Source organism: Pseudoduganella sp. HUAS MS19 (assembly GCF_053615455.1).
In genome coordinates this window covers 421,547-448,155 of sequence record NZ_CM132133.1, presented here as the reverse complement: position 1 = coordinate 448,155, position 26,609 = coordinate 421,547, and the positions used below count along the sequence as shown (strand labels likewise).

Below are 26,609 nucleotides of genomic sequence, written 5' to 3'. Positions count from 1 at the left end.
TTCAGGCCGGGAGCCGGATCACGGCATTCAGGCCCCCCTCAGGGTGATTGGCCAGCTTCAGCTGGCCACCATGGCTTTCCACAATTCCCCGGGCGATACCAAGTCCAAGTCCCATGCCCGCATCGTTGCGCTCGCGGCCATGGGACAGGCGCACATAAGGCTCGAGCAAGCTTGGTATCGCTTCCTCCGGCACGCCGGGACCGTGGTCGCGCACCGCGATTTCGGTCCATCCTTGCAGCGCATACACGCTGACCTGCGCACGTTCGCCGTAGAACAAGGCGTTGTCCAGCAGATTCCCGATCGCGCGTTTGAGCGCCAGGGGCTTGCCGCGCACCGCGGCGCCGCTTTCATGGTATTCAACGCTATGTCCCGCCAGTTCTGCGCTGCGCACCAGGCGGCGGATCAGTGGATCCAGCTTTACTTCGGTTGGGTTTTCATGGATGTCGCTGTCCTTCACACATTGCAGCGCGCCCTTGACCATCATGTCCAGTTCATCCAGGTCTTCTTCGAACTCGCCACGCAGCGCATCGTCGTCGAGCAGTTCGGCGCGCAGCTTCAGGCGCGTAATCGGCGTGCGCAGGTCGTGCGAAATGGAGATGAACAAGCGCTCGCGGTCCTTGATGTATTTGGCGATGCGCTCGCGCATGGCGCTGAACGCACGCGCTGTGTTGACGAACTCGCGGCTGCCCGATTCCGGCAAGGCAGGCGCGTGTTCGTCCTTGCCGAATGCTTCGGCCGCGTCGGACAGCGCGGCCAGCGGCCGTGTGATCGAGCGCACTACCAGGAACGACAACAGCAACAGCACGGCCAGCGATACGCCCTGCACCACCAGCTTGTCCGGCGACAGGGGATCATTGCTGTTCAGGAAATAAGGATTGGGCATCAAGGTGGCGAGGTATAACCAATTGCCCGGTTCGAGTTCGGTCTGGATGACGAGGATCGGGGCCGGGTCGGGCTTAGGCAAGAGGATGTGGCGCACCCACGCTTCCGGCAGGTCGCCTAGGCGCACCCCGCCGGGCGATACGGTCAGCTGGTCGGGCCAGGCAAAGTCCAGCCGCAAGCGGTTGTCCCCCGCCAGGTCCTTGCGCAGCGTGGCCTCCAGCGAGCCGAGCGCCGTTTGCGCCAGTGCATTCGATTCGATCTGCTGTACCTCGACCTCGCCGCGATTCAGGGCTACGTAGAATCGCGTTCCCCCCATCTCCCGGAACTGCTGGATCAACAGGCTGCGGTAGCTTGGCGGCAGGCTGCGAAAGAAGCGGATAGAGCTGGCAGCGCCCTGCCCCAGGTATTGCGCGGCCGATTTCACGTCCGCCTGTGTCTTATCGCGTAGCTGCAAGGCCCACAGTGAGCTGACCGCCACCTGCGTCAGGAGCAGTCCCGCCACCATCACCAGCGACAGGCGCGCCAGCAGCGATTGCGGCCAAAGCTTACGCATGCGTCACCGCCACCGTGGCGGAGAACACATAACCGGCGCCGCGCACAGTCTTGATCAGCATGGGCTGCTTGCCATCATCGTTGAGACGCAGCCGCAGGCGGCTGATTTGCACGTCCAGTGAACGGTCGAGCGGGCCCGAGTCGCGGCCGCGCGTTTCCTCGCACAACAGGCTGCGGTCCAGGACCGCGCCGGGATGCTCGACAAAATACTTGAGTAGCTGGAAATCGAGTCCGGTCAAAGCCAGGGGCACGCCATCGCTATCGACGACGGTGCGTTCCGCCAGGTCCAGCGTGAAGCCGTTGAAGTGGTAGGCGCGCACCGTCGGGGCCGGATCGGCGCCAGCGCGGCGCAGGATCGCCTTGATGCGCGCCAGCAGTTCGCGTGGGCTGTACGGCTTGGCGATATAGTCGTCGGCGCCTAGCTCAAGGCCCACGACGCGGTCGGTTTCGTCCGAACTGGCGGTCAGCATGATGATCGGCAGGTTGGAGCGCTGGCGCACAATGCGGCACAGGGCGAACCCGTCGGTATCCGGCAGCATCACGTCGAGGATCACCAGCGACAGTTGATCGGCTTGCGCGTGCAGTTCGGCCAGGAAGCTCTCGCCATTATGGGCAAGGATCACCTCGTACTGGTTCTTCTCCAGGTAGGTCTTGAGCAGCAGCCGGGTCTTTTGGTCGTCATCGACGATCAGTATCTTGCGTGGCATGTTGGCTTCCTTGCTGTTTGTGCGAGCGCAGGTTCAGGGTGCGAAGGAGACTGGCCAGCCGGCGCTGCGTTTCCGCAGCCGTTACGCCATCATCCATATAGAAGCGGTGCAGTTCGGCGATGATGGCGTCGCGGCTTTCCTCGTCGGCCGCCATGCGATGCACCAGGCTGGGCGCCTGCGCTGCCGCGCCTTTGGCGAAGCTGCGCCAGGAGGAACGGGCGCAGCTGTCCATCACGGCAGGATTGGCATCGCGGCGCACCGGCACGGAGCCCTTGGCGGCGCTGTACTGCTGTTGTGCGAGCGGCGACATCACGGCCTTCGCCAGCTTTTCCTGGGCAGCCTGGCGGCTGTAATCGTTGACGAACATGGCCAGCGTATCCACGCTGTAGAGGTGATGGTTGTCCGTTCCGGGCAGCGGCACGCAGGAAAAGTCCGTGTCGATCGACTGGCCAAGCTCATTCAATTCCGCCTTCGCCCAATCGCCCATCACGAACATTGCGGCTTCGCCGCGCGAGAAACGTTTGACGGCCTCGGTCCATGGCTGCTCATCCGACGGGTTGAGCATCCAGGCCTTCATGGCGCGCAGGCGCTGCAAGGCCTGCGCCAGGCGCTGGTCAGCGGCCGCGTGCGGGCTTTGGCGCACGAACAGCTCGCGATAGTACTCCGGTCCGCCGCTCGCCAACAGCAGGTTTTCGAACAAGGTGGCAACCTGCCACGGTTCGCTGCTCTGGACCAGCGGGGCCACGCCTGCAGCGCGCAGCTGGCGCGCCGCCTTCTCGAATTCAGGCCAGGTTGCGGGCGGCGCCAAATTGAGCCGCTCGAACAGCTTGCGGTTGTAGAACAGGGTATTGATGCGATGGATGCCGAGCGGCGCAGCGACCACGTGGCCGCGATGGCGAACCAGTTCACGCACAGTGGGGAATAACGCCTTGTTCCAGTTGCCGGCATTGGCGACGCTATCGAGTTCAAGCAGCAGGCCAAGTTCCGCCCACTCACCGATGGAAACACCGATGATCTGCGTGGCATCCGGCGCGTTGCCGGCCAGCACCCGGCTGCGCAACACTTTGCCGGCGCCGAGGCCGGCGCCCCCGGGAATCGCCGCATCCTGCCAGGTGATCCCGTCATCCCCCAGACGCGCCGCCAGTACATTGGCGGCGTGGCGCTCCCCGGCCGAAGTCCACCAGTGCAGCACCTGTAAGGAAGGCGCCGCCGCGTGGACTGGCAATGACATCAGCATCAGGGGAAGTGAGAACACGCGCGCCAGGCGCGCGATCTGCAAACGCCGGTGGGACTTGTGCACCTACTACTCCAGCAGATAACGATCCGGCAATTCTATCTCCATGAAGTCATTTTGTGTCCTTTTATGGCATAGAACAGGATCAGGGCGTAGCAAGGCAGCAGCAGCCAGTATGCTGCCTGAGAACCTGAAACGTCGGACAAGTGCCCATACAACATGGGCAAAAGTGCACCGCCTGCGATGCCCATGATCAGCAGGGCCGAGCCACTGGCGGTATAGCGTCCCAGGCCTTCCAGCGCCAGCGGCCAGATTGCCGGCCACACGAGCGCATTGGCGAAGCCCAGCATGGCAAGGAACATCACGGTGTCCGGTACCGCGGGAACGCCAAATGCGCCCAGCATCGCCTGCGACAGGCTGCTACTGGTGGCGGAACCCTGGATCACGCCCAGCGAGAACGCGATACCGAACACCGCAGACAGCAGCAGCGCGTGCTTTTGCGACAGCCAGCGCGGAATTGCGACGATGCCGACGATATAGCCAGCCACCATGAAGCCCATGGTGTAGGAGGTGAGAATGCCGAAATTGTCGACATGCAGGCTATGCCCGTACAAACCGATGGTATCGCCAGCGATCACTTCTACGCCGACATAGACGAACAGCGCCAGCGCCCCCAGCACCAACTGCGGGAATTGAAGCACGCCCCAGCGCGAGGCACTTGCGCCGCTGCCGGCCTGCTGCCCCGGAATCTCACGCAGCGGAGCAAAGCGCACGATGGCCGCCATCGCCAGCAAGCCGGCGGCCATCAGGCCATAGGGCAGCACCAGGCGTTGCGCGAGCTGGCTGCGCAGCAGCGTACTGTCGGCCGGACTCATGGCGGCCAGCGTCGCGTCCGAATAGCTGCCAAAATCGGACAGCATCATGCCGCTGAACGCCAGCGGCACCAGTACGCCCGCTGTCTTGTTGAACAAACCCATGATGCTGATCCGGGTAGCGGCACTCTCGCGCGCCCCGATGCAGACGATGTAGGGGTTGATTGCCGTCTGCATCAACGTCATGCCGCTGGCCAGCGTGAAAAGCGCGAGCAGGAATAGCGGGTACGACGCCGCCCGTGCAGCTGGAATGAACAGGACTGCACCGAACGCCATCACGGCCAATCCGATGGACATGCCGGCCCGGTAGCCGGTACGGCGCAGCACGGCGGCGGAAGGCAGTGCCATCAAGGTGTAGGCGATATAGAAAGCAAATGTAACCCAAAGGGACTGGAAGTTGTTAAGGTCGCAGGCGATCTTCAGAAAGGGGATCAGCGATCCATTCAGCCAGGTGGCGCAGCCAAGGATGAAGAACATCAGGCCAATGAAAGTCATGGCGACCGCCACGTTGCCGGCGCCAGGGGCGGCATGCGCGCCGCTCATCTCGAAGGTCTGTTCTTTGTGCATGTGAATCCAAAGGGCGAAGAAGGGGAAGCCCCCTCCCGGCGGGAAGAGGCGGTGCGGCAGATCAGAACTTGCCGCGCAGGCCGACGCTGTAACGCGCGCCGTTTTCGTACACGCCAACCGGCAGGCCGTCGGTAGTGTTGGTGCGGATCAGCTCATTGCCGATGTTGACGGCGCTGGCGAAGACGCTCAACTGAGGAGTGATATCCCAGTTGGCGGTGGCATCCCACTGGCCGTAGGCGCTGGTCACGTCCTGGCCGCCCTGGTTCAGGCCACCGTAGGATTTCGAGCGGTAGTTGTACGAGAGGCGTACGCTGTAGCTGTTCTTCTCGTAGAACACGCTGGCATTCATCTGGTTTTTCGAGTTGCCGATCACATTCAGCTTGCGGCCCCCTGCCAGCGCACCGGTCTTGGCGTCGGTGTAGGTGTAGTTGACCACCGTGCCGAATCCGCTGCTGCCGAACGCTTGCTGCCACTGGATTTCCAGGCCATTCACTTTGGCGCCGTTGTCGGCATTGTGCGGACGGGTTACCGGGCGCTGTACACCGGCTACGTTCTCCATTGCCGTCGAGGTGTAGATGAAGGTGTCGAGCCGCTTGGCAAAAGCGGTCGCGGACAGCAGTGATGCATCCGCGAAGTACCATTCCGCGCCGATTTCGAACTGGTTGGCGTGGTATGGCTTGAGCAGCGGATTGCCTGCGGTGGCGGCATTGGTGGTGCCGCTGACCTCCGTGCTGGCACTGAGGTCGCTGAAGGTATTGCGGGCCATTACGCGCGAGGCAGCGGCGCGCAGCAGCAAATCCTTGCGCAAGTCGTACACTACGTTGATGTTCGGCAGCGCGTCGGTATAGCTGCGGCCAACGCTGCCCAGCATATAATTGCCGGTCCCATCCAGGTCCTGGTAAGCATCCGAAGTCTGCCTGGTGCGCACCAGGCGCACGCCGAAATCGCCTCGCCATTTGTCGAATGCATAGTCGGCACGCACATAGGCCGCTGAAATCTTTTCCTGGATGCGGTAGTACTCGCCTTTGGCCTCCTTGTAGACCATGGCTTTGTCGTACATGGCGAATCCCTTGCTTGCGGCCAGCGCGTCATCCACCCAGGCAAACTGTGTCAACGAGCCCGCGGTTGCAGCTTCCTGGCTGATCATCGGCGATGCACCGGTCGAGAGGTCGGCCAGCGTGTACGGAATCCAGCCAACGCTGCCCGGGCCGGCGGTACCGATGGTGCGGCGGTTCTGCACCTTGTTGTCACGGTATTTCAGGCCGGCTTTGACAGACTTGATGTAGGAGTTTTCCAGCTCGAAGGTCAGGTCGGCCTGACCATAGTTTTCCTTGCTCTCCATGCGGCGGATCCAGTCGCGCGCACTTTGCAGCGTCAGTTTGCTTGGATCGAGGGGGCTCATGTCGAGGTATTTCACCTCGTAGGTATCCGGTGCGATATTGATCGTGGCGCGGGTATTCCCTGTGAACCAGAAATTGCGGTCATGCTTGCTGCCACCTGAACCGGAAGTCGTGCCCGCCTGCGCATGCAGCCTCCAGGTATCGCCGTCGTAGCTGCCTTCCAGGTCCAGCACCTTCGATTTCACATAGGCTTCGCGGTAGATCGGTTCGAACGACACGCCGTTCACCGGCCCCACGGTACCGCCCACCACGGACTTTCCGCCGTCCGAGTTGTTGATAAAGCGCGGGTTGTCCACACGAATATTATTGTTCGCATCGGCCAGTCCACCAATCTGCCACAGGTAGTTCTGGTTGCTGTTATCCATGCTCATATCGGAATTGAGGTAATTCAGCGATATGTCGGATTGCGGCGTCGGACGCAGTTGCAGGGTGATGTTGCCGGTGGTGCGCTCCCTGTCCTGGCGGAAGATCGGCGTACCGCCGCCCCAGGAAGCGTAGGCATTCGGGGTGACCGCGCCATTCTGGTCGATGATGTTGTACCTGGTCGCGTCCGTGAAGTTTTCCAGGCCGTCGCGGCGCATCGTGCGCTCCTGGCGGCTCAGGGCAACCAGAACGCCGAAGGTCTTGGCTTCGTTCACCCAGTTCACCAGGCCGGAGAACTGCGGGTCGGTTTTTTTCGGCAGGTCACTGTAGGTCGCTTCCGCCGAAACCTGCGCGGTGAAGGGCTTCTTGAACTGCAGCGGCTTGCGGGTGCGTACGATCACCAGGCCGCCGATGCTGCCTTCATCGAGATCGGCGGAAGGGCTCTTGAATACATCCAGGCTGCCGACCAGCTCGGACGGCAGGATATCGTAGTTGAAACCGCGGCTTTGCGCATCGTTCTTCCACCAATAGGCGGAAGCCACCGATTGGCCGTTCAACTGCGTCATGTTCAGGTTCTTGTCGGTGCCGCGCACGAAGATATCGCGGCCTTCACCCCAGGTACGGTCGACCGAAATACCCGGGATGCGCTGCAGGGAATCGGCCACGTTCTTGTCCGGGAACTTGCCCAGGTCCTCCGCCGTGACGGAATCCACCACATTCAGCGCGTCGCGCTTTTCGGCCAGGTTGCGTTTCAGCGTTTCGCGGATGCCGCGAACCTCTACTGACTGCAGCGCGCCATTGCCGTCCGCAGTTTGTGCCTGCACGTTATGCAGTGCCAGCGTGCCGAACATCAGCGCGATCAACTGCGGTAGTTTCTTCCTTCCTAGCGGTGCTCCGTTCATTTCTTTTTCCTTATCGTCTCTAAAGCGCTGCAAAAAATTCCCCGGCATACTCCCCATGCCGGGGCCAACACACTGCTTGGGGGAGTGTGATCATTGCTGCTGTGGCAAATACCACTTCGCAAAACCGTTCTGTATCCGCGCCGCCGCTTCGCGCGCTCCCAGCTTCCCGTTCAGGACCTGCGCATTTACCGACCACAGTTCGCTCTCCATATTCGGCAAGCCGCGGTTCATGATCAGCGCGTTGAGACGGAAGTTCGAATCGCACGTCGTTCGCCAGGCAGCCATCTGCTTGGCCAGCGGATCGCGCACCGCGATCAGGTGGTTCGAAAGCGTGAAGAAACCGATCACGCGATTGGTGTACAGGTCGGCGAACTCCTGGGAGCCCAGCCAGGCCAGGAACTTGTAGGCGTCGGCCTTGTTGCGCGATTTGCGGTTGATGCCGATGCCGATATCCATGTGGTCGGAAATCTGGCAGCGGTCGCCCGCCTGCTGCACCGGGGGTGCGAACACGCCCAGTTCGAGGTCCGGAAACTGGTTGAAGTAGGAGATATCCCAGGAGCCGGCAGGGTAGATCGCCGCGCCACCCTGGGCGAACAGCAGCTGGGCGTCACGGTAAGTCTGGACCGGGGCGGACTTGGCCAGGTAGGCAGCCAGGCGCGCCTCGAATTCGAAGGCCGCAACGAAAGGCGCATCGGTGAACTTGGCCTTGCCGGCGATGAGCGCACGCCGTCCCTGCTCGCCGCCCCAGTAGTTAGGGCCGATATTGGTGAAGACAGTCTGGCTCGACAGCCATTCGTCGGCCGTTCCCAGCGCCAGTGGCGCGTACTGGCTCTTGCGGACCGCATCCAGTACGCCGAAGAATTCGGTCTCTGTCGCGGGCGGCACCAATCCCAGCTTCCTGAAGATCTTCTTGTTGTACAGGAAGCCGTGGATTACCGAAGCGACAGGCATGCAGAAGATCTCCTTGCCATCGTCGGTTTGCCAGGCCACCAGGGAGCCAGGCGCAAAGTTCTCCATGCCGGCTTTGCCGTTCAGCTTCTGCAGGTAGCCGCGGCGGTACAGCAGCAGCGAAGTATCGAACGGGCGGCACGCCAGCATGTCGCCGGCGGTGCCATTGCCAAGGCGCGCGGCCAGGCTGGTATCGTATTCGGTCGGAGCGGTAGGCGAGAACTTTACCGTGATGCCCGGATGCTTGCGCTCGAACGCAGGCAGCAGCACGGTTTCCCACAAAGCCTTGTCGTCAACCCGCCAGCTCTCCAGCACCAGGGTCCCGGCGCGTGCGGCGCCGGTGCAAATCAGCGCCAGGAATAATGCGGCTCGCAGGATACGGCTGGTTGGCACGGCGGCTTCTCCACGGGGTGTTGTCGATCAGTAAATTCATGCTAACACCGTGAAAAATGTGACACCAGCGCCGCCAACTCGGGCGATGCGGCGGCGCAAATCCTTGATTCCTATGAGGATTTTCCAGAAGGGCTGCGCTGCCGCTTACAAAACTTTACAGAGCTGCGGCGGCAGCCCGGCGATTGCGTTCGCGCCTCGCAAGGAGCGCTTACAAAACATTACGAAACGCGCGCATTTATTACGTGCGGAGCTGCAGGCGGGCGCGCGCAGCGTTGTATTCCGACTTCAAGCGCTCCACCAGTTCGGCGGTAGTTGGCACATCGTGCATCAAGCCGACGCCCTGTCCCGCGCCCCAGATATCGCGCCAGGCCTTGGCCGTACCGCTGTTGAAGCTCATTTTGGTCTTGTCCGATTCCGGCAGGTTCTCAGGATCGAGGCCGGCCGCCACGATCGACTTCTTCAGGTAGTTGCCGTGCACACCCGTGAACAGGTTGGTGTAGACAACATCGGCCGCCGAAGATTCGATGATCGCTTCGCGATAGTCCTCGGTAACGTTGGACTCCCGTGTCGCCAGGAAGCGTGAGCCGATATAGGCAAAATCGGCGCCCATCGCCTGTGCGGCCAGCACGGCATCGCCGGTGGCGATAGAACCGGACAGCGCAAGCGGACCGTCAAAGAAGCGCCGCACTTCGCCCACCAGCGCGAATGGCGACAGCGTGCCGGCATGGCCGCCCGCGCCGCTGGCGACCAGGATCAGGCCATCGACGCCCGATTCGAGCGCCTTCTGCGCATGGCGGATATTGATTACGTCATGCAGCACGATGCCGCCATAGCTGTGGATAGCATCCAACATTTCCACAGGCGGTGCACGCAGCGAGGAAATAATGATCGGCACCTTGTGGCGCACGCATACTTCCACATCGTGCTCCAGCCGTTCATTGGAATGGTGGACGATCTGGTTGACCGCAATCGGGCCCACGCGCACACCGGGATTCTCGGCCTGGTAGTCGGCAAGTTCCTTCTGCAGGTCGGTCAGCCAGGTATCAAGCAGCTCTTTCGGCCGCGCATTGAGCGCCGGGAAGGAGCCGACAATGCCCGCCTTGCACTGGGCTGCCACCAACGCGGGACCGCTGGCGATGAACATCGGCGAAGCAATGACAGGGAGCGTCAGGTTTTGCAATACGGCGGGTAGTGTCATGGATCTGTCCTCAGAAATTGTGCATGCCGCCTACTGTACCTTCTTTGGGATAGCTGATGGTGTAGCCGACGTTGATCTTCACGGTCTCATTCGGCGCCAGGGTCTTTTCCCAACCGACGACGCCCTGGCGCTGCTCCCACGCCGCAATACCGGGCTGCGGCGAGAACGTCTGCTTCACTTTGATTTCTTCCGAGGTGCTGACCGGCGTGGATTCCAGCACCAGCAATTCGACCGGCGTCTTGTGGAAGCTGCTGATCGTGAACACATCGGCCACCTGCTGCTCGCCGCGCTGCGACAGGAAACCGCGGCTGCCCGACTGCTGGTCGGCGCGGTCCACCGTGACGCGCACCAGGTCATCGCGGCCGAAGGAAAGCGCCAGCTTGTCCGAGGACTGGGTATTCCAGTGGCTGGCGCCAACGTAGCCGCCATCGCGGAACAACTGGACATTCCCGCTCAACCAGACGCCGGCCGGGCGCTCGGCTTCCGCCGTGATCACGGCGAACTTCGCCTGGCGCGGAACGACGCGCACGCGCTGCTTGGCGGCGACCTTCAAGGTTGACAGCGGCAAGGTGATTTCGCGGCCGTCGGACGCCAGGGTGACGCGGTTGGGTACAGCGAATTCGGTATCGAAGGTGCCTTGCGTCTCCAGCACCGGGGGGATGAAATTGTCCGTGGCAATGCGTGCCCCGGTAACGGCCACCGGGGCGGCAGCCGGTGGCGGCGCATACTCCGGTGCCTCCGCCATGCGCGGCGCCTGAGGCGGGCGTGGCGGGTAATAGATCAAACGCTGCGGCACCGGCTCCGGCGCCTGCGGCGACAAGCGCGGCTGGCCAGTGGACAGGCGCATCTCGACGCCGCTCCAGTCTTCGCCGGACTTCTGCGCCACCACTGCCATGCGCTCCAGCTCAATGGTGGAGGTGGCCGAGTTGAGCGAGGCCCGGTAGGCCGGCTTCCAGCCCGCGCGGTTCACCTGATAGGACAACTGGATGCTGCCAAGCTGCTGTGCCGCGACGGCAATGGTAATGCTGCGCTGGTCGCGCGCACCGCTGCGGACCTTCTCCAGTTCGCGCTGCACTGTCTTGATCTTTTTGTCGACCTCGCGCAACTGAACCTGGGTGCGCTGGATCTGCGCCAATGCTTCGCGGCCGCCGCGCTTGATGGTGTCGACGGCGGCAGCAAGCGACTTACCGTCAACCGGCACCGGTGCGCTCTCGCCGCCATTCAGCTTCGAGAGGTAATTCTTCACCAGGACCGACGACTCGATCTCCACATTCAGCAGGTCGCGGCTGTCTTCCAATGCCTGCAACTTCGCTTCCAACTCCGCTTCGCGCGGGCTGACCGCTTCCGCCTGGCCCACGTCGCGCGTCACGACCTGGCCGACCTGCACACCTGGCGAAGCCTGGATGCGCAGCGTCTGCGTATCGAAATTGGCCGGCAGGCCGGTAATTTCCAGCTCCCTCATGCCGGGTGCAACCTGGGCGCTGCGCTCCACGGTGGCCGTTCCGGAATACAGTGTCACGCGCGCGATCGGCGCGTTGCCGGCGCAGGCGAATCCCTGCAGGGATAAACAAAGTGCTACTGCGGTGGCGATGCGGCTTGGTTTCATGACGGCTTCACAGGCGATGGAAAGCCTGATCTTGCAGCGCGCCCGAAGTATTGTCAATTTAGGAACGCCACACTGCAACCAGGGCCTTCACTTTGGTCCAGATGGACAAGCGCTCGTCCGATAGGGCATCGAGGAAATCGGACAGGCGCTTGGACTTGGCCATCGTGTACACGGTCAGTGCGGAAGTAATCACGAACACCGAGCCGAAAATCCATGCACGGCGCGAGATAGGCGCATCCGCTTCGGCCAGCAGGTTCATGCCAAGGAAACCTGTGGTGATGGTGCCGATCATGCCGAAGATGGTGACTACTGTCAGGCGCACCACGGTGTTGGCCTGGCGCCGCAGGCTATCCGCTTCCAGGTAGCCGTTCATATCGGCCACCCGGGTTTTCACTTCAGCGTAAGCGCGTTCGATGTCGAGGTGCTGGCCGCACATGCGGAACAGGGCGCGGATTTGCTGCTGGTCCGAGATTTCCGTGAACCAGTAGCGGTGGGTAAAGCGCAGGAAGCTCTCGAAAGCGTAGCGGATGCGGCGCTTGAAAGAACGCACGCTATCGGCATCGGTCACCTGCAGTTGCGTCAGCGCCTCCGCCAAGCGATCGGAGAACATCAGCAGCGACGCTTTCTGCAAGTGCGCGATCATGAACAAAAGGAAGTGCTGGTGGCGAAACTGCGACAGCACGCCGCGCTCCTTGCAGCAGAAGAACTGCGAAGCCGCATCGCCGATCACGACCAGCGCGTAGCCGCTGCAGATATAGCGCGTGTAAGGTGCCGCGCCGCCATTGCACCAGAAGCGATCGTAGAAATAGCGGCGGTCGACCCCGTCCGCCTGCGTACGCTGGGCATCCGCCGGCGCGGAGGAAGTGCCGGCCATCGTACCCAGGGCGGCGAAATCGGCCGGCGACAGCTCGCTTGGACGCTCGACCGCAAGGTAGGCCATCATCGGCATACGGTAGTACTCGACCTGGCGATAGCGCAATGCCCCCGTGGCGCCGGGACCGTCGGGCTCCATCGGCTCGAGCAGGTAGCGCCAGTGCGAAGCGATGCGCGGCGCCTGGTGGCGCACCACGTGGTCGATGAAGGCTTGCCGCTCCTGGGCATCGGATTGCACCAGCAGGCGGCCATCGGCATCGAGCCACTCGACACCGTGCATGCAATGCAGCGCATTGCCCGCGTCATCCCAGCCTGCGGGGTAGGCGCGGCCGAAGCGGTAGAGCAGGTCCTGCGCCGCATCGAACGGCAAGTCGCTGGCGCCGACTTCCATCACCAGCAGCACGATGTCGACATCGAAGAAGAAATGCAGGCAGAGGTTGTGCACATCGAGAACACGAGCCTGGGCGCCTGGCTGGGTTGTCACACGCACCCGGGCGATATCCTTGCGGCGGAAGATGCGGCGCTGGCCGGCGCCGAACAGGAAACGCTGCACATAGGGCAGGAAGCTGACGAATTCGGTGTAATAGCGCTCCTGGAAAGCAGTGCTGGCATCCTGCGCGGAAGTGACCTCGCGCCAAGGCGAATCAACGCCCAGCAACTCCCAGGGCCGCGCATGCGCGCGCTCAGCCCCATCGGGCGGCATCAACCGCAATGGCCATAAAAGAACTTGCCTTACATGCTGGACATGCGGGGTGTGGGCGCTCATGCCCCCAGTATAGCCGAGCCCGTGTCACACCTTGGGGTCACACCCCAAGTGTGACACGAAGTCAGCCGTCGTTGAGGAGGACGTCGTTTTCGACCCGGGCGCTGCAGGCGCGGACCAGCTGTTTGACGGCCCAGGCGGCCAGCTGCTCGGTGCTCATGCCGAGGTGGCGGCTGGCGATCGCTTGCATCAGGGGGATCGAGGCGAACAGCGGCGCCACCTCGGCTACCGGCATGCTCTGGCGCTCGAGCAGCAGGAATTTGAGCAGGACTTTGACGGCATATTCGGCATTGCGCTTCGGGTCCGCCGACAGGAAGTCCAGGCGGCGGCGGGCGCGCGACAGGGCGGCTGCCACGTCGTCGAACACGGCGCCGTGGCCGGGGATCACCACTTTCACATCCAGGCTGGCAATGACGTCGAGGGTGGCGGCCGCTTCGGCGAAGCCTTCGTCGCCTTCCAGTTCGGGGAAGATCACGCCGAATCCGTTTTGCCACAGCGCGTCGGCCGACACCAGCACTTTCTCCGATGGGCAATAGAAGATCACGGAGTGGGCATGGTGGCCCGGTGCGCCCAGCACCTGCCATTCCAGGTCGCCCAGCGTGAGCGTTTCGCCGGCGGTGATCACGCCGTCGATGGAAAACCGTTCACATTGCTGGCCGGTGGCCTTGAAGCTGAGCGCGTCTTCGTCCCAGCGCCGCACTTTGCCGGCTTCCGGTTCGGGGATATAGGTGTCGCAGCCGAAATGCGCCTGCAGCGCAGCATTGCCGCCGCAGTGGTCGGAATGCAGGTGCGTGGTGTACAGGCGGTCCAGGCGCCGGCCGTGCAGGGCGTGCCGCACCAGCTCGAGCGTCTGCTGCTTGTGCGCGACGTAGCCGCTGTCGATCATGGCCGCGTCGTGGCGGCCCAACAGCAGCACATTATTGGAAGAGAGCCAGCCGCGTTCGAAAACGTGGATGGATGGGTGTAGCTTCATTGCGTCAGTCAAAGTCGATCAGTTGCTCGCGGCGGCGCAGCTCAGCCCACACGGCGCGCTTGTAAGCATCGTCGGCACGCGACCAGGCGACGATTTCGTCAATCGTGCGCAAGCAGCCTTCGCAGAAGCCGGTGTCCTGGTTCATCTTGCACAGGCTGATGCAGGGGGATGGCACGGGCGTGGCCAGTTCCGGCGCGCCTGGCGGCAGTTCAGTACTCATGGCCGACATTTTACCGCAGTGCGGCAAAAATGCCCGGAATGGCCATATACTGATGGGGCACCAGAACAATAGGTAGTGGCGAGGAGACAACCCGACCAACCAGCCTCCGAGGTGCTTATGAAGCTCGATCGCCATTGGTTTTCCCGCGCGCTGGGACAGCTCGCGCGCCGCCGCCCGGGCCGCCCCGATCCCGGCCAGCCGCAATTCATCGCCGGCGACTTCCATTGCCGCGCCGGCGTCCGCAGTTACAAGCTGTATGTTCCTTCCCGTTTCGAAGGGCAGCCGATGCCGCTGCTGGTGATGCTGCACGGCTGCCAGCAGGACCCCGACGATTTCGCCGCCGGCACGCAAATGAATACGGTGGCCGAGGAGCGCGGCTGCCTGGTGCTGTACCCGGCGCAGACGCCGGATGCCAACCACACACGATGTTGGAACTGGTTCAGTGCCCTCGACCAGGAGCGCGGCCAGGGCGAACCCGCCATCATCGCCGCCATGGCGCGTGACGTGATGGCGCGCTACCCCGTGCTGCAAAGCCAGGTCTATATCGCCGGCCTGTCAGCGGGAGGGGCGATGGCGGTGATCGTTGGCACACTGTATCCGGACCTGTTTGCCGCCGTCGGCGTGCATTCCGGGCTGCCTTTCGCCGCTGCGCGCAACTTGCCTTCGGCCTTGCTGGCGATGCGGCGCGGCGCGGCCCGTGCGCAGGCCGCATTGACTGCGGGCCAGCCAGTGATCGTGTTCCATGGCGACCAGGATCGCACCGTCCACCCGGCCAATGGCGAGCAAGTGCTGGCGCAGGGCCTGCGCAGCCACCCGCTGGGCGACCAGGCCAATCCGGCCACGCTGGCGGGCCAAGTGCCGGACGGCCACGCCTTCACGCTGAAGGCGCACTGGCTGGAAGATGGCTCACCGCTGGGCGAGCACTGGGTGATCCACGGCGCCGGCCATGCTTGGTCCGGCGGCAGCACGGAAGGCAGCTATACCGACCCGCGCGGTCCCAATGCCAGCCGGGAGATGATGCGCTTTTTCAGCGCCGCGAAAAGTGCAGTTTCATCGCCAGCACACACAGGGCCAGCACCAGGGTGATGCCGTTGGCGATGATCACCGGCCAGGCCTTGGTCATCAGGCCGTACACGAGCCACAGGAGCACGCCGAAGCTGAAGATCAGGTACATGCCGGTGGATATGCCGTCGGCGTGACGCTGGCGCCAGACCAGCAGGACTTGGGGTACAAAGGCGAAAGTGGTGCAGAAGGCGGCGATAAAGCCCAGCAGGTCGGGTTCAAGCAACATCGGGAGGCGTTTCAAGGGAGGCGATATGGGTACGCAGGCATGCCGGGCACCAGCATCCGACCGCTTCGGCCCCTGGCACCGGAATGGCCGGCGGCAGGAATGTGCACCAGCACGGCGTCTCGCCCGGCGCCCCGGTCGGCTTCCCGCCGGGCGGCGCATCGGCCATCGCGCAGTGGAATTCGGCGCCGCAACGCTCACAGGTGCTCATATCATCAGTGCAATCATGCGTAAGGAAGAAGGCCAGACTAGCGGATCAAACCGTAAATTACAACTCGATTGGCCCTATAATGCGCACCATTGACCTTAAATCTAATTTTCTGGAACCCCCGCCATGACCAACCTGCCTGCCCGCGACCCGGATATGTCCACTGACCTGAGCGGCGTTACGCCCCAAGTCAAGGCTCAGATCCTGGCCGAGGCGCTGCCGTACATCCGTAATTACCACGGCAAAACCATCGTCATCAAGTACGGTGGCAACGCCATGACCGAAGAGCGCCTGAAGCACGGCTTTGCGCGCGACCTGATCTTGCTGAAACTGGTGGGCATGAACCCGGTCGTGGTGCACGGCGGCGGCCCGCAGATCGACAATGCGCTGAAGAAGATCGGCAAGCAAGGCACCTTCGTGCAGGGTATGCGCATCACCGACGAAGAAACCATGGAAGTGGTGGAATGGGTGCTGGGCGGCGAAGTGCAGCAGGACATCGTCATGCTGATCAACCACTACGGCGGCCAGGCGGTTGGCCTGACCGGCAAGGACGGTGGCCTGATCCGCGCCCGCAAGATGGCCATGCCGGACAAGGAAAAACCAGGCGAATTCCTGGACATCGGCTTCGTCGGCGAGATCGAGGCAATCAACCCGGCGGTGGTGAAAGCCCTGCAGGACGATGCCTTTATTCCAATTATTTCCCCGATCGGCTTCGGTAAAGATGGCCAGGCTTACAACATCAACGCCGACGTCGTAGCCGGCAAGATCGCCGAGATCCTGAAAGCCGAAAAGCTGATCATGATGACCAATATCGCCGGCGTGCAGGACAAGAACGGCAAGCTGGTGACCGACCTGTCGGCGCGCGAAATCGACGAAATGTTCGCAGACGGCACCATTTCGGGCGGCATGCTGCCGAAAATCTCTTCCGCACTGGACGCGGCCAAGTCGGGCGTGAACACCGTGCACATCATCGACGGGCGAATTGAACACAGCCTGTTGCTGGAAGTCTTGACCGAACAGGCTTTTGGCACTATGATCCGGTCTCACTAAAATTTTTGGCGGTTTTCAACAGCCGCCGAAAACGTGAATGCCCTTGTAGCTCAGTGGTAGAGCACTCCCTTGGTAAGGGAGAGGCCACGTGTTCAATCCACGTCAAGGGCACCATTCTCCTTAGTAGATCCGCTCTACTTTCACGCCGCGCTGGCGCAGCAGTTCCGCAACATTCCCCGATCCGACCAGATGCAGAGTGCCGATGGCGGCAAAACTGTGCTGTTCTTTTTTCATCATTTCCACGATGCCGTCGGCCAGCACGGGATTGCGCTCGTCCAGCAACACCTGCTTCATGAATTTGCCGGAGAAGGTCTTGTCCTCCTCCACTTCGCGCGCCAGGGCTTCGAATTTGGCGGCGTCGGCGGAAGCCCAGGCTTCGACCAGGTCGCGCGGCTGCACGCCCTGTTTGCTGTCCTCAAAGGTGTCCAGGCTGTCTTCCAGGAAGCGCGCCTGCTCATGTGGCGACAGGCGCCCAAAGAGTGCGGCCTGGCCGCCCACCGATTCCAGTTCCACCACGCGTTGTTTGCGGCCGTGGGCCGTGCGCGCCAGTTGCAGGTCGACGCCAAGCTCCGGACGGTAGCCCAGGGCGCGGTATTCGCCAATGGTGATCATCATGACGATCAGCCATGGTTTCATCGACGCCGCAATTTCCGGCGCGATGCCGTGTTTCTTCAACATGCTTTGCAGCCGCGGGCGGTATTCGGGGCGGATATCGGTCATGGCGCTGCCGGTGCCGGGGGCATACAGGCCGTGTTCGCGCATCACGGCCATCGTCTTGGCGGGGTCGGCGGCAGGATCGACTTCCAGCGCTACCGCCGTGGCGCGTTCCATCGCCTGCATGACGCGCGGCTCCAGCGGATAAAAATCGGGGGTGCCGACGTGGATCGTGCCGAACAGCCAGGACGTATTGCCCGCGAATTCCAGCTTGTAGAGCGCTCCGCGCGCAGGCGGGGCGGCCGTGGCCGAAAAGCTCAATCCAAGCAGCAGGCAAAACATCACTATAATCGTGCGTCGCATAGTCTCTCCATGTAGAACGTGAATATTAAACCTTTGGCACCGGTCTGGCTGTTCGACCTGGACAACACGCTGCACAATGCCTCGCATGCCATCTTCCCCGCCATGGTGGAGAAGATGAACGCGTATATGGCGCGCGTGCTGGGCGATGGCGAAACGCCGGCCAGTGCCGAGGAAATCAGCGCCACCCGCGCCCTGTATTGGCAGCGCTACGGCGCCACCCTGCTCGGACTGGTGCGCCACCATGGCGTCGATGCGGCCCACTTCCTGCGCGAGACGCACGACCTGCCGGACATCGAGGAGATGATCCGCTATGAGCGCGGCCTGGGCCAGCTGCTGCGGCGCCTGCCCGGCCGCAAGATCCTGCTGACCAATGCGCCGCGCGACTACGCGCGCAAAGTGGTCGGGCACATGGGCATCGGGCGCCATTTCAGCGGCCAGGTGACCATCGAATCGATGCGTGTGCATCGCCAGTTGCGTCCCAAGCCATCGCGTATCATGTTGCGGCGGCTGATGCGCCGGGAGAGGCTTGACCCGCGCCGGTGTATCCTTGTCGAAGACACGCTGGAAAACCTGCGCTCGGCACATGCGCTGGGCATGCGCACGGTGTGGGTGACGCAATACCTGCTCAAGCCGGGGAAAAAACCGGCATGGCTCGATGTCAAAGTAAAATCAGTTAAAAAGCTGCAGAAATTTAAATAAACAGGTCCAAAACCTATGGCAAGTACACAGCCCGGACAGCGCAAGCTGCAAATCCTCCAGGCACTGGCTGAAATGCTGGAGCATCCAAAAGGAGAAAAGATCACCACGGCTGCGCTGGCGCGCAAGCTGGATGTATCCGAGGCGGCGTTGTACCGCCATTTCGCCAGCAAGGCCCAGATGTTTGAAGGCCTGATCGAGTTCATCGAGTCCACCGTGTTCGGCCTGATCAACCAGATCGCCGACAAGCAGGCGGACGGCCTGGCCCAGGCGCGCGACATCCTGGGCATGCTGCTGCATTTCGCCAGCAGCAACCCGGGCATGACGCGGGTGCTGATCGGCGATGCGCTGGTCAATGAGGACGAGCGCCTGCAGCAGCGCATGAACCAGTTCTACGACCGCGTGGAGCTGGCACTGAAACAGGCGCTGCGTGCCGCAGCGGCCGAAGGCCAGGCCCATGAGGCTGACGTGGCTGCCCGCGCCGGGCTGCTGGTCAGCTTTGTGCTGGGCCGCTGGCACCGATACGCCAAGAGCGGCTTCAAGTCAAATCCTTCGCAGGACGCCGCCGTACAGATTGCATTGCTGCTGAATTGAACTGCTTGTCCTTTGCCCTGCTGGACGACGCTAGCGTCGATCCAGCCACCGGCGTTGGCCGCCCTTCCCGTCTCTACACGGGCCATAGCGCCACCCTCGCCTGCAGCGACTTCGCCGCCTGGCCGGGCGTGCTGGCAGCGATGGAGCAGGCACTCGCGCGCGGCTTGCACGCGGTGCCGGTGCTGAGCTACGAACTGGGCCAGCATATCGTGGGCGTGGAGCCGCGCGCCGCCACGCCCGATGCGCCGCCGCTGGCGCAGGTGCTGTTGTTCGAGCGCTGCGACGAGCTTTCGCAATCCGAGGTAGCGGAATGGCTGGCTGCGCAGGCCGCATCCGACGCCGTCCCTGCCGGCGTGGCCGATATTCGCGCCAACGTGAGCGAAGCGCAGTTCGTCGAAGCCATCGAGCGTATCCGCGACTACATCGCGGCCGGCGACACCTACCAGGTCAACTACACCTACCGCCTGCACTTCGACGCCTTCGGCTCCCTGTTCGCGCTCTACCAGCGCCTGCGCGCCCGCCAGCCCGTGCCTTACGGCGCCCTCATCGGCTTCGACGACGGCAGCGCCGTACTGTCGCTGTCGCCGGAACTGTTCGTGCGCAAGGAAGGCGGCATGCTCACCGCGCGCCCGATGAAAGGCACGGCCCCCGCCGCAGCCGACGAAACGGAGAATGCGCGCCGCGCCGACGCCCTGGCCGCGGACCCGAAGAACCGCGCCGAAAACCTGATGATCGTCGACCTGCTGCGCAACGACATCGGCCGGGTCGCCGCGACGGGCAGCGTCGAAGTTCCCAGGCTGTTCGAAGTCAGCCGTTTCAGCAGCGTGCTGCAGATGACGTCCACCGTGCAGGCCCGCTTGCGCGAAGGCGTCACGCTGCAGGAAATCTTCACCGCGCTCTATCCCTGCGGCTCCATCACCGGTGCACCCAAGAAGCGCACCATGGAGATCATCGCAGAACTGGAACCTGAAGCGCGCGGCATCTACACCGGCGCCATTGGCTGGTTCTCCCCTGAGGGCGATTTCTGCCTGAATGTCCCCATCCGCACGCTCACGCTGCAAGCACCTGCGAACGGCGTTCGCAAAGGCGTGATGGGCGTCGGCGCAGGCATCGTCTACGACAGCGAGCCGCACGACGAATTCGCGGAATGCCGGTTGAAGGCCCGTTTCCTGACCGGCCTGCAGAACGATTTCGAGCTGTTCGAAACCATGTACGCCACGCGCGAAGCCGGCGCGCGCCATGTGGAGCGCCACCTGCGGCGCCTTGAATCGTCAGCGCGCTATTTCGGCTTCGCCTGGGACGGGGCAGCCGCGCGCGCCTATCTTACGCTGGCTTGCCAGGCCTTGCCCGCCGGCCAAGCGCATCGCCTGCGGCTCGCCATGAACAGTGCCGGCGCCTTTGCCGTGCAGACCGGCGCGCTGGCGCCATTGCAGGAGCCGGTGCGCGTCCTGCTGGCCGGCGAAGCAAGCGACAGCGGCGACCTGTTCCTGCGCCACAAATCGACTATCCGCGAGCGCTACGACGCGGCCTGGAAAGCCGCCGACGCCCAGGGCGCGTTCGACAAGCTGTTCTTCAATGAACGCGGGGAATTGACGGAAGGGGGACGCAGCAATGTCTTCATCCGCACGGGCGGCCTGTGGATAACGCCGCCCTTATCCAGCGGCATGCTGCCGGGCGTGATGCGCGCCGTGATCCTGGAAGCCTGGGGCGCCCAGGAACGCGTCATCACGCGCCAAATGCTGCTGGCCGCGGAAGAGATCGTGGTGTGCAATTCCCTGCGCGGCGCGATGCGGGCACGTCTCTGACTACAGGTCCACGCGCATTTCGAAACCGCCGAAGATCATGCGCTTGCCGTCGAAGGGCATCTTGGCCGGGTCCATCATGTCCTTCAGTCGCGGGTCGGCCATCACCGCCTCGTTGATGCGGTCGCGCTCCGCGCGCGATTCGTAGACGATCCACGAAAACGCCACCAGCTCGCCATCTTCCTGCTTGATCGCTTGCGGGAAGGAAGTATGAACGCCCATCTTCACGTCATCCGAGATCGTTTCGCGGAACTCCAGCGCGCCATGCTCGCGCCAGACGGCGCCTGCAGTGCGCGACATTTCCAGGTAAGCATCCAGCTTGTCCTTGGGGACAGGTACTACAAAGCCATCTACGTAAGCCATTGCAACCTCCTGTTGGAAAAGAGCCCCTAGCTTATGCCGCTTGCCTGCCGGTGACAAGGAAAGCACGACGATAAGCGCCCGGCGTGGTCGCTGCAATGCGGCGGAAGTGGTGGCGCAAGGACTCTTCCGAGCCGAAACCCGCGCGCTCGGCTACCTGTGCCAGTGCGATATCCGGCGACTCCAGTAAATCCTTCGCGATTGCTACCCGCTCGCGCGCCAGCCATTCGACGGGGCCCATGCCGGTCGCATCCTGGAATTGGCGCTGCAAGGTGCGCGGGCTCATGGCCGCACGCTCGGCCATGCTGGCAACCGTATGCGGTTCGGCCGGATGGCTGCGCAGCCAGTCCATCAGCCGCGACAGGCGGCCTGGTTGATCATGCGCCATGGGCCGCGGCAGGAATTGGGCCTGTCCTCCTTCACGGTGCGGCGCCACCACCAGCCGCTGCGCCACCATATTGCCGACCCGCGCGCCGTAATCGCGGCGCACCAGGTGCAACAGCATGTCCAGTCCCGCCGCCGACCCGGCCGAGGTGATGATTTGTCCCTCGTCCACGTACAGGTCGTCTGCCAGCACCCGGACCCGCGGATAGCGGCGCTCCAGCCGTTCGGCATAGCGCCAATGGGTCGTCGCGCGCCGGCCATCGAGCACGCCGGCTGCGGCCAGGATGAACACGCCGGAACAGATGCTGCACAGCCGGACGCCGCGCGCGTGCGCGGCGCGGACCTGCGCCAGCAGGGCTTCCGGCGGCGGCTCGTCGGCATCGCGCCAACCGGGGATCACGATGGTGTCGGCCCGCTCGAGCAAGGCGGGGTCGTAAGGCGCCTGCACCAGGATGCCGCCCGCCGCGCGGATCGGCCCCGGCTCGACTGCGCAGACGGCAAAGCCGTACCAGTCCACGCCCAGCTCCGGGCGCTCCAGGGCGAACAGTTCGACTGTGCAGCCGAATTCGAAAGTGCACAGGCCGTCGTAGGCCAGCGCAACGACCAGGTGTTTTTTTGCGCTCATGGCGCAATCTTAACGCAATATGGCATTCGCGCCACTGCCGCACCTGACAGCGGCGGCCGACAATGGAGCCACTTGCAACCGCTACAGGAGAATTCAGATGCCATCCATCGTCACCGAAGTCGCCGCCGCCCCGAGCGCCGAAGCACTGGCCCACTTTGAAGATGCGCTGCGTTTCGAAACGGATTGCTGGGATGTCCACAGCGTGATGGGCACCGCGCAGCAGGATTTCGTGCTGCTCGACGTGCGGGGAACGGAAAAGTATGCTGCCGGCCACGTGCCGGGCGCGGTGGACCTGGCACACCGCAAGATCATCGGTTCCAAACTGGCCGGGTACCCGCCCGAGACCGTGTTTGTGACCTATTGCGCCGGCCCGCATTGCAACGGCGCCGCGCGTGCGGCGATCCGGCTGGCGAAGCTGGGGCGGCCGGTGAAAATCATGACCGGCGGGATCACCGGCTGGCTGGACGAAGGCTTCGCCCTCGCCACTTCGCCGGTGGCCGCCGCCGCGTAATCAGCCTGCGAGCGCTTTCTCGAGCGCGTTGACCAGGGCCTTGTCGTCCGGCTTGACCTTGCTCGGGAAGCTCTCCACCACATTGCCGTGGCGATCAATCAGGTATTTGTGGAAGTTCCAGGCCGGCGCCTTGCCGGTCGCCTTGATCAGCTTCGCGTAGAACGGGTTGGGCGCAGCGCCCGACACCACGGACTTGGCGAACATCGGGAATTTCACGCCGTAGGTGTTGTAGCAGAGGTCGGCGATCTCCTTGCTGCTGCCCGGCTCCTGCTTGCCGAAATCATTCGATGGGAAGCCCAGCACGACCAGACCTTTTCCCGAGTATTTCGCATACACTTCCTCCAGTCCTTTGTACTGCGGGGTATAGCCGCAATAGCTGGCCGTGTTGACGACCAGGATCACCTTGCCGGCGTATTGGCACAGGTCCTGCGGCGCATCGTCCTGCAGGCGGTTGAAGGACTGTTTCAGGATGGCGGGGCAGCTCGCGGCTGGCGCATTGGCGGCGGCGGCTGCAGGTTGCGCGGCAGGTGCCTGTGCGAGGGCAGCAGCGGCGCTCAGGCTCAGCGCGGACAGCGCTGCAAACTTGATGAGGATAGATGGCATGGGTAGTCTCTTCCGGTTCATTCGGATTTCCGATTGTATGACAATTGCCGGCTGCACGTTGGCCCTGGCCGCCACGGCCGCGCCGGCGCCCCTGCCAGCAATGAAAGCGCAGCAGGTATCGATTTCCGGCCTGTCGTCGGGCGCTTTCATGGCGGTGCAATACCAGGTCGCCTATTCCGGCAGCGTGGTTGGCGCGGGCATCATCGCCGGCGGCAGCTACTACTGCGCGCAAGGCAGCATGATGAACGCCATCGGAAGCTGTAAAGGCGCCGACGTGGCTGAACTGGCGGCAGTGACCCGCAAGCGCGCCGGCGCAGGCCAGGTCGACCCGGTAGCGAAGCTGGCTGCCCATCGCGTATGGATGTTCTCCGGCACGCTCGACAAGCTGGTGCCTTCGGCCTCCATGGACGACCTGGCGAAATACTACGCAGCCTTCATCCCGGCTGCCCAAGTCCAGTACAAGAACGACCTGGCCGCCGGCCATGCCATGCCGACCGACAGCTACGGCAATAAATGCGATGCCCTTGCCGCGCCTTTTATCAGTAATTGCGGCTTCGATGCAGCCGGCAGCCTGCTGCAATGGATTTACGGCCCGCTGAAAGCACGCGGCGGCCAGGCCGCGCCAGAAGGCAAGCTGCAGGAATTCGACCAGTCCGAATTCCTTTCCGCGCCGGCTACGCACGGCATGGCCAATACCGGCTATGTCTACATTCCGCCGGGCTGCGAAGCCGGCGCTACGGGCTGCAAACTGCATATTGCGCTGCACGGTTGCATGCAGGACATCGGCACGCTCAAGGACACCTATGCCCGCAATGCCGGCTACAACGCCTGGGCCGACACCAACCGCATCGTGGTGCTCTACCCTCAAGCGGCGGCGATTACCCCCATGCCGAATCCGAAAGCATGCTGGGACTGGTGGGGCTACGACGACCCGGACTACTCGGTGCAGGGCGGCCGCCAGCTGCGCGCCATCAAACGGATGGCCGACCGCCTGACGGGAGCGTGACGCGGAAGCAGGCGCCATGCCCGCCGTTCGGCAGGCATTCGACCTCGCCGCCGTGGCGGCGGGCGATCTGGCGCACCAGCGACAGGCCCAGGCCAACGCCACCGGCCTTTTCCGACGCGCCGGGCAAGCGATAGAACGGCTCAAAGATCCGCTCCCGTTCCGGCTCCGGCACGCCGGGGCCGCCGTCGCATACATCAAGACGCACTACCTGCCAGGTGCCGGGGGCGGAGCCCCCGCCCTCCAGCACCACCACTACCTGTCCGCCGCCGCCATGGCGCGCCGCATTCTCGAGCAGGTTGCGCACCATGCGCCGCAGCAGCGTCGCGTCGCCGTGCAGCATCGCGGCCACGCCCTTCAGCACGGCGCCGACGCGCGCACATTCCTCGGCTACGATGCCGGTGAAATCCATCTCATCCCTGGCAGCATCGCCCGGCGGCACGGCGTCGAGCCGGCTGGCCAGCAGCAACTCGTCGATCAGTTGATCCAGCTCCGCGATATTGCGCGCCAGCTCCCGGCGCATGACGGGTTCGGCTGCGTCCTCAATCAACTCCACGGCCATGCGGATGCGCGCCAGCGGGGAGCGCAGCTCATGCGAGGCATTGGCCAGCAACGACTTCTGCGCCGCAACCAGGGCTTCGATGCGCGCCGCCGATTCATTGAAGCTGGCAGCAAGCTGCGCCACCTCCCCCTTGCCCTGCACAGCCACGCGCGCACCCAGGTCGCCCTGTCCCCAGGCCAGCACACTGCGCTGCAATTGTTCCAGGCCGCGCGTTATACGGCGTACGACAGGGTAAGCCCCGACCGCCACCGTCACTGCGATCATGAACAGCAATACCATCATGGCCATGGTGGCGCTGTTACGGTACATCTTCTGCGCCATCAGCCAGCGTCCATCCGGCAGCCTGAATGCGAACACCGACGGATAGGCGGTCATGACGCCGCTCCTGCGCATTTCCAGGTCGGGACCGGGCAAGGGCCTGCCGATCGTTGCCAACTGGCGTCCTGCGTCGCTGTACAGGGCCAGGTCGGCGCCCAATTCCTTGCGCCAGCGCACCAGGAGAAGCTGCAGGGTCTCCGGCTTGGCGTCGACCGGCAGCATGGCGCCAAGGACTTCCGGTTTGACTGCGACGAAACCGTGCACATGCCGTGCCGGTTCGATCCACAAGTGCATGAATGCGAACAAGCCGGCGGCGGCGACCAGGCAGGCCAGCAGCGTGGCGTAGATCCGCACGTACATGCGCGATGCAAACTCAGGCATCCTGCACTTTCGCGAAAACATAGCCTGCGCCACGGACGGTAATGATACGGCGCGGCTGCCTCGGGTCGTCTTCGATGGCGGCGCGCAAGCGCCCGATATGGACATCGATCGAACGGTCAAACGGTTCCAACTGCCTTCCCTTCAGCGCATCGGTCAACTGATCGCGCGACAGCACGCGGCCTGCGCGCAGGGCCATCGCCAGGAGCAGATCGAACTGGTAGGCGGTCAGCAATCGCTCGGCGCCCTCAACGCGCACCATGCGCGCGCCGGGATCGATTTCGAGGCGGCCGAAGCGCAGCAGCGGTTCGGCCGCCGGCGCCGACGCGCCGGCAAGGCAGGGCCTTCGCAGCAATGCGCGCAGGCGGGCCAGCAACTCGCGTGGCTCAAAAGGCTTGGGCAGGTAATCGTCCGCCCCCAGCTCGAGTCAGACGACCCGGTCCAGCGGATCGCCCTTGGCCGTCAACATCAGGATCGGCAGTCCGCGCAGTGGCGTGGGCAGCGCGCGCAGCCGGCGGCAGACCTCCAGGCCGTCGAGGTCAGGCAGCATCAGGTCCAGCAGCACGGCGGCAAACTGGCCGTGCGCCGCCGCCGCCAGCCGGTCCAGGCCCTCGCCGGCAGTGCAGGCGTGCTCCACAGCAAAGCCGTTTTGCACCAGATAGGTCTCGACCATGGCGGCAAGGCGCTGGTCGTCATCGATCAACAGGATCAGGGGACGGGTCATCGGCAAATTGTAAGACAACATGGTCCGGCCCGC

At 63.5% G+C, this 26,609-nt stretch carries 25 protein-coding genes, 1 tRNA gene and 1 pseudogene; 8 read left to right on the top strand and 19 right to left on the bottom strand.

Annotated elements, in window-relative coordinates:
• Position 1: 1 nt before the first annotated feature.
• The 11 genes from ACWBU6_RS02115 to ACWBU6_RS02065 form a co-directional block, all read right to left on the bottom strand.
• On the bottom strand, positions 2–1,435 hold the full coding sequence (locus ACWBU6_RS02115) for an ATP-binding protein (RefSeq protein ID WP_452647236.1): 1,434 nt from the start codon (positions 1,433–1,435) through the stop codon (positions 2–4).
• A complete protein-coding gene (locus ACWBU6_RS02110; RefSeq protein ID WP_452647235.1) occupies positions 1,428–2,141 on the bottom strand; it encodes a response regulator in 714 nt (237 codons plus the stop codon). Before ACWBU6_RS02110 ends, ACWBU6_RS02115 begins: the two co-directional genes overlap by 8 nt.
• A complete protein-coding gene (locus tag ACWBU6_RS02105; RefSeq protein ID WP_452647234.1) occupies positions 2,113–3,441 on the bottom strand; it encodes an ABC transporter substrate-binding protein in 1,329 nt (442 codons plus the stop codon). Before ACWBU6_RS02105 ends, ACWBU6_RS02110 begins: the two co-directional genes overlap by 29 nt.
• A 32-nt stretch (positions 3,442–3,473) precedes the next feature.
• On the bottom strand, positions 3,474–4,814 hold the full coding sequence (gene gluP / locus ACWBU6_RS02100; RefSeq protein ID WP_452647233.1) for a glucose/galactose MFS transporter: 1,341 nt from the start codon (positions 4,812–4,814) through the stop codon (positions 3,474–3,476).
• A 61-nt stretch (positions 4,815–4,875) separates the two neighbouring features.
• Entirely contained in the window at positions 4,876–7,479 is a 2,604-nt protein-coding gene (locus ACWBU6_RS02095) for a TonB-dependent receptor (RefSeq protein WP_452647232.1), read from the bottom strand.
• Between the two features lie 90 nt (positions 7,480–7,569).
• Positions 7,570–8,820, bottom strand: coding sequence for an ABC transporter substrate-binding protein (locus ACWBU6_RS02090; protein WP_452647231.1), 1,251 nt, complete (start codon positions 8,818–8,820; stop codon positions 7,570–7,572).
• A gap of 238 nt (positions 8,821–9,058) precedes the next feature.
• On the bottom strand, positions 9,059–10,018 hold the full coding sequence (locus tag ACWBU6_RS02085; RefSeq protein ID WP_452647230.1) for an NAD(P)H-dependent flavin oxidoreductase: 960 nt from the start codon (positions 10,016–10,018) through the stop codon (positions 9,059–9,061).
• A gap of 10 nt (positions 10,019–10,028) precedes the next feature.
• The gene (locus tag ACWBU6_RS02080; protein WP_452647229.1) at positions 10,029–11,624 is read right to left on the bottom strand and encodes a DUF4139 domain-containing protein; all 1,596 of its coding nucleotides are present in this window, start codon (positions 11,622–11,624) and stop codon (positions 10,029–10,031) included.
• A 58-nt stretch (positions 11,625–11,682) separates the two neighbouring features.
• Positions 11,683–13,263 carry a hypothetical protein gene (locus ACWBU6_RS02075; RefSeq protein WP_452647228.1) on the bottom strand — a complete coding sequence of 527 codons (1,581 nt, stop codon included), beginning with the start codon at positions 13,261–13,263 and terminating at the stop codon, positions 11,683–11,685.
• A 61-nt stretch (positions 13,264–13,324) separates the two neighbouring features.
• Positions 13,325–14,233, bottom strand: coding sequence for an MBL fold metallo-hydrolase (locus tag ACWBU6_RS02070; protein WP_452647227.1), 909 nt, complete (start codon positions 14,231–14,233; stop codon positions 13,325–13,327).
• Between the two features lie 4 nt (positions 14,234–14,237).
• The gene (locus tag ACWBU6_RS02065) at positions 14,238–14,462 is read right to left on the bottom strand and encodes a DUF1289 domain-containing protein (protein ID WP_055927230.1); all 225 of its coding nucleotides are present in this window, start codon (positions 14,460–14,462) and stop codon (positions 14,238–14,240) included.
• Between the two features lie 108 nt (positions 14,463–14,570).
• Here ACWBU6_RS02065 and ACWBU6_RS02060 point away from each other — a divergent pair, with 108 nt between their 5' ends.
• Positions 14,571–15,539, top strand: a complete 969-nt coding sequence (locus ACWBU6_RS02060; protein WP_452647226.1) for an extracellular catalytic domain type 1 short-chain-length polyhydroxyalkanoate depolymerase — start codon at positions 14,571–14,573, stop codon at positions 15,537–15,539.
• Here the strand turns inward: ACWBU6_RS02060 and ACWBU6_RS02055 are convergent.
• Both ACWBU6_RS02055 and ACWBU6_RS02050 read right to left on the bottom strand, forming a co-directional pair.
• On the bottom strand, positions 15,481–15,744 hold the full coding sequence (locus ACWBU6_RS02055; RefSeq protein WP_452647225.1) for a SemiSWEET transporter: 264 nt from the start codon (positions 15,742–15,744) through the stop codon (positions 15,481–15,483). The genes ACWBU6_RS02060 and ACWBU6_RS02055 overlap by 59 nt on opposite strands.
• Positions 15,734–15,952 carry a cysteine-rich CWC family protein gene (locus tag ACWBU6_RS02050; RefSeq protein WP_452647224.1) on the bottom strand — a complete coding sequence of 73 codons (219 nt, stop codon included), beginning with the start codon at positions 15,950–15,952 and terminating at the stop codon, positions 15,734–15,736. The genes ACWBU6_RS02055 and ACWBU6_RS02050 overlap by 11 nt, the downstream gene beginning before the upstream one ends.
• Before the next feature lie 153 nt (positions 15,953–16,105).
• Between ACWBU6_RS02050 and argB the strand changes: the two genes are divergently transcribed.
• Together argB and ACWBU6_RS02040 are read left to right on the top strand one after the other, a co-directional pair.
• A complete protein-coding gene (argB, locus tag ACWBU6_RS02045) occupies positions 16,106–16,999 on the top strand; it encodes an acetylglutamate kinase (RefSeq protein WP_161024360.1) in 894 nt (297 codons plus the stop codon).
• A 39-nt stretch (positions 17,000–17,038) separates the two neighbouring features.
• Positions 17,039–17,113, top strand: a tRNA-Thr gene (locus ACWBU6_RS02040).
• Positions 17,114–17,119: 6 nt separating this feature from the next.
• On the opposite strand, the gene ACWBU6_RS02035 is transcribed toward ACWBU6_RS02040, so the two are convergent.
• Positions 17,120–18,016, bottom strand: coding sequence for a TraB/GumN family protein (locus ACWBU6_RS02035; RefSeq protein ID WP_452647223.1), 897 nt, complete (start codon positions 18,014–18,016; stop codon positions 17,120–17,122).
• An 18-nt stretch (positions 18,017–18,034) separates the two neighbouring features.
• Between ACWBU6_RS02035 and ACWBU6_RS02030 the strand changes: the two genes are divergently transcribed.
• The 3 genes from ACWBU6_RS02030 to pabB are packed head-to-tail and all read left to right on the top strand — an operon-like array spanning position 18,035 to position 21,111.
• Positions 18,035–18,715, top strand: coding sequence for a pyrimidine 5'-nucleotidase (locus tag ACWBU6_RS02030; protein WP_452647222.1), 681 nt, complete (start codon positions 18,035–18,037; stop codon positions 18,713–18,715).
• Positions 18,716–18,730: 15 nt separating this feature from the next.
• A complete protein-coding gene (gene slmA / locus ACWBU6_RS02025) occupies positions 18,731–19,306 on the top strand; it encodes a nucleoid occlusion factor SlmA (protein WP_426340661.1) in 576 nt (191 codons plus the stop codon).
• Positions 19,303–21,111: an aminodeoxychorismate synthase component I gene (gene pabB, locus ACWBU6_RS02020; RefSeq protein WP_452647221.1), complete on the top strand. Its 1,809-nt coding sequence runs from the start codon at positions 19,303–19,305 to the stop codon at positions 21,109–21,111. The genes slmA and pabB overlap by 4 nt, the downstream gene beginning before the upstream one ends.
• Here pabB and ACWBU6_RS02015 read toward each other — a convergent pair whose 3' ends face one another.
• Both ACWBU6_RS02015 and ftrA read right to left on the bottom strand, forming a co-directional pair.
• Entirely contained in the window at positions 21,112–21,471 is a 360-nt protein-coding gene (locus ACWBU6_RS02015; RefSeq protein ID WP_452647220.1) for a DUF1428 domain-containing protein, read from the bottom strand.
• Between the two features lie 31 nt (positions 21,472–21,502).
• Positions 21,503–22,477, bottom strand: coding sequence for a transcriptional regulator FtrA (ftrA, locus tag ACWBU6_RS02010; RefSeq protein WP_452647219.1), 975 nt, complete (start codon positions 22,475–22,477; stop codon positions 21,503–21,505).
• A 97-nt stretch (positions 22,478–22,574) separates the two neighbouring features.
• On the opposite strand from ftrA, the gene ACWBU6_RS02005 reads away from it, so the two are divergent.
• Entirely contained in the window at positions 22,575–22,988 is a 414-nt protein-coding gene (locus tag ACWBU6_RS02005; protein ID WP_452647218.1) for a rhodanese-like domain-containing protein, read from the top strand.
• On the opposite strand, the gene ACWBU6_RS02000 is transcribed toward ACWBU6_RS02005, so the two are convergent.
• On the bottom strand, positions 22,989–23,591 hold the full coding sequence (locus tag ACWBU6_RS02000) for a glutathione peroxidase (protein ID WP_452647217.1): 603 nt from the start codon (positions 23,589–23,591) through the stop codon (positions 22,989–22,991).
• A gap of 37 nt (positions 23,592–23,628) precedes the next feature.
• Here ACWBU6_RS02000 and ACWBU6_RS01995 point away from each other — a divergent pair, with 37 nt between their 5' ends.
• Entirely contained in the window at positions 23,629–24,597 is a 969-nt protein-coding gene (locus ACWBU6_RS01995; RefSeq protein ID WP_452647216.1) for an extracellular catalytic domain type 2 short-chain-length polyhydroxyalkanoate depolymerase, read from the top strand.
• Here the strand turns inward: ACWBU6_RS01995 and ACWBU6_RS01990 are convergent.
• On the bottom strand, positions 24,563–25,855 hold the full coding sequence (locus tag ACWBU6_RS01990) for a HAMP domain-containing sensor histidine kinase (RefSeq protein ID WP_452647215.1): 1,293 nt from the start codon (positions 25,853–25,855) through the stop codon (positions 24,563–24,565). The two genes, ACWBU6_RS01995 and ACWBU6_RS01990, sit on opposite strands and share 35 nt — an antisense overlap.
• Positions 25,848–26,576: pseudogene (locus ACWBU6_RS01985) on the bottom strand (response regulator). The gene ACWBU6_RS01990 and the pseudogene ACWBU6_RS01985 overlap by 8 nt, the downstream one beginning before the upstream one ends.
• Positions 26,577–26,609 lie beyond the last annotated feature (33 nt).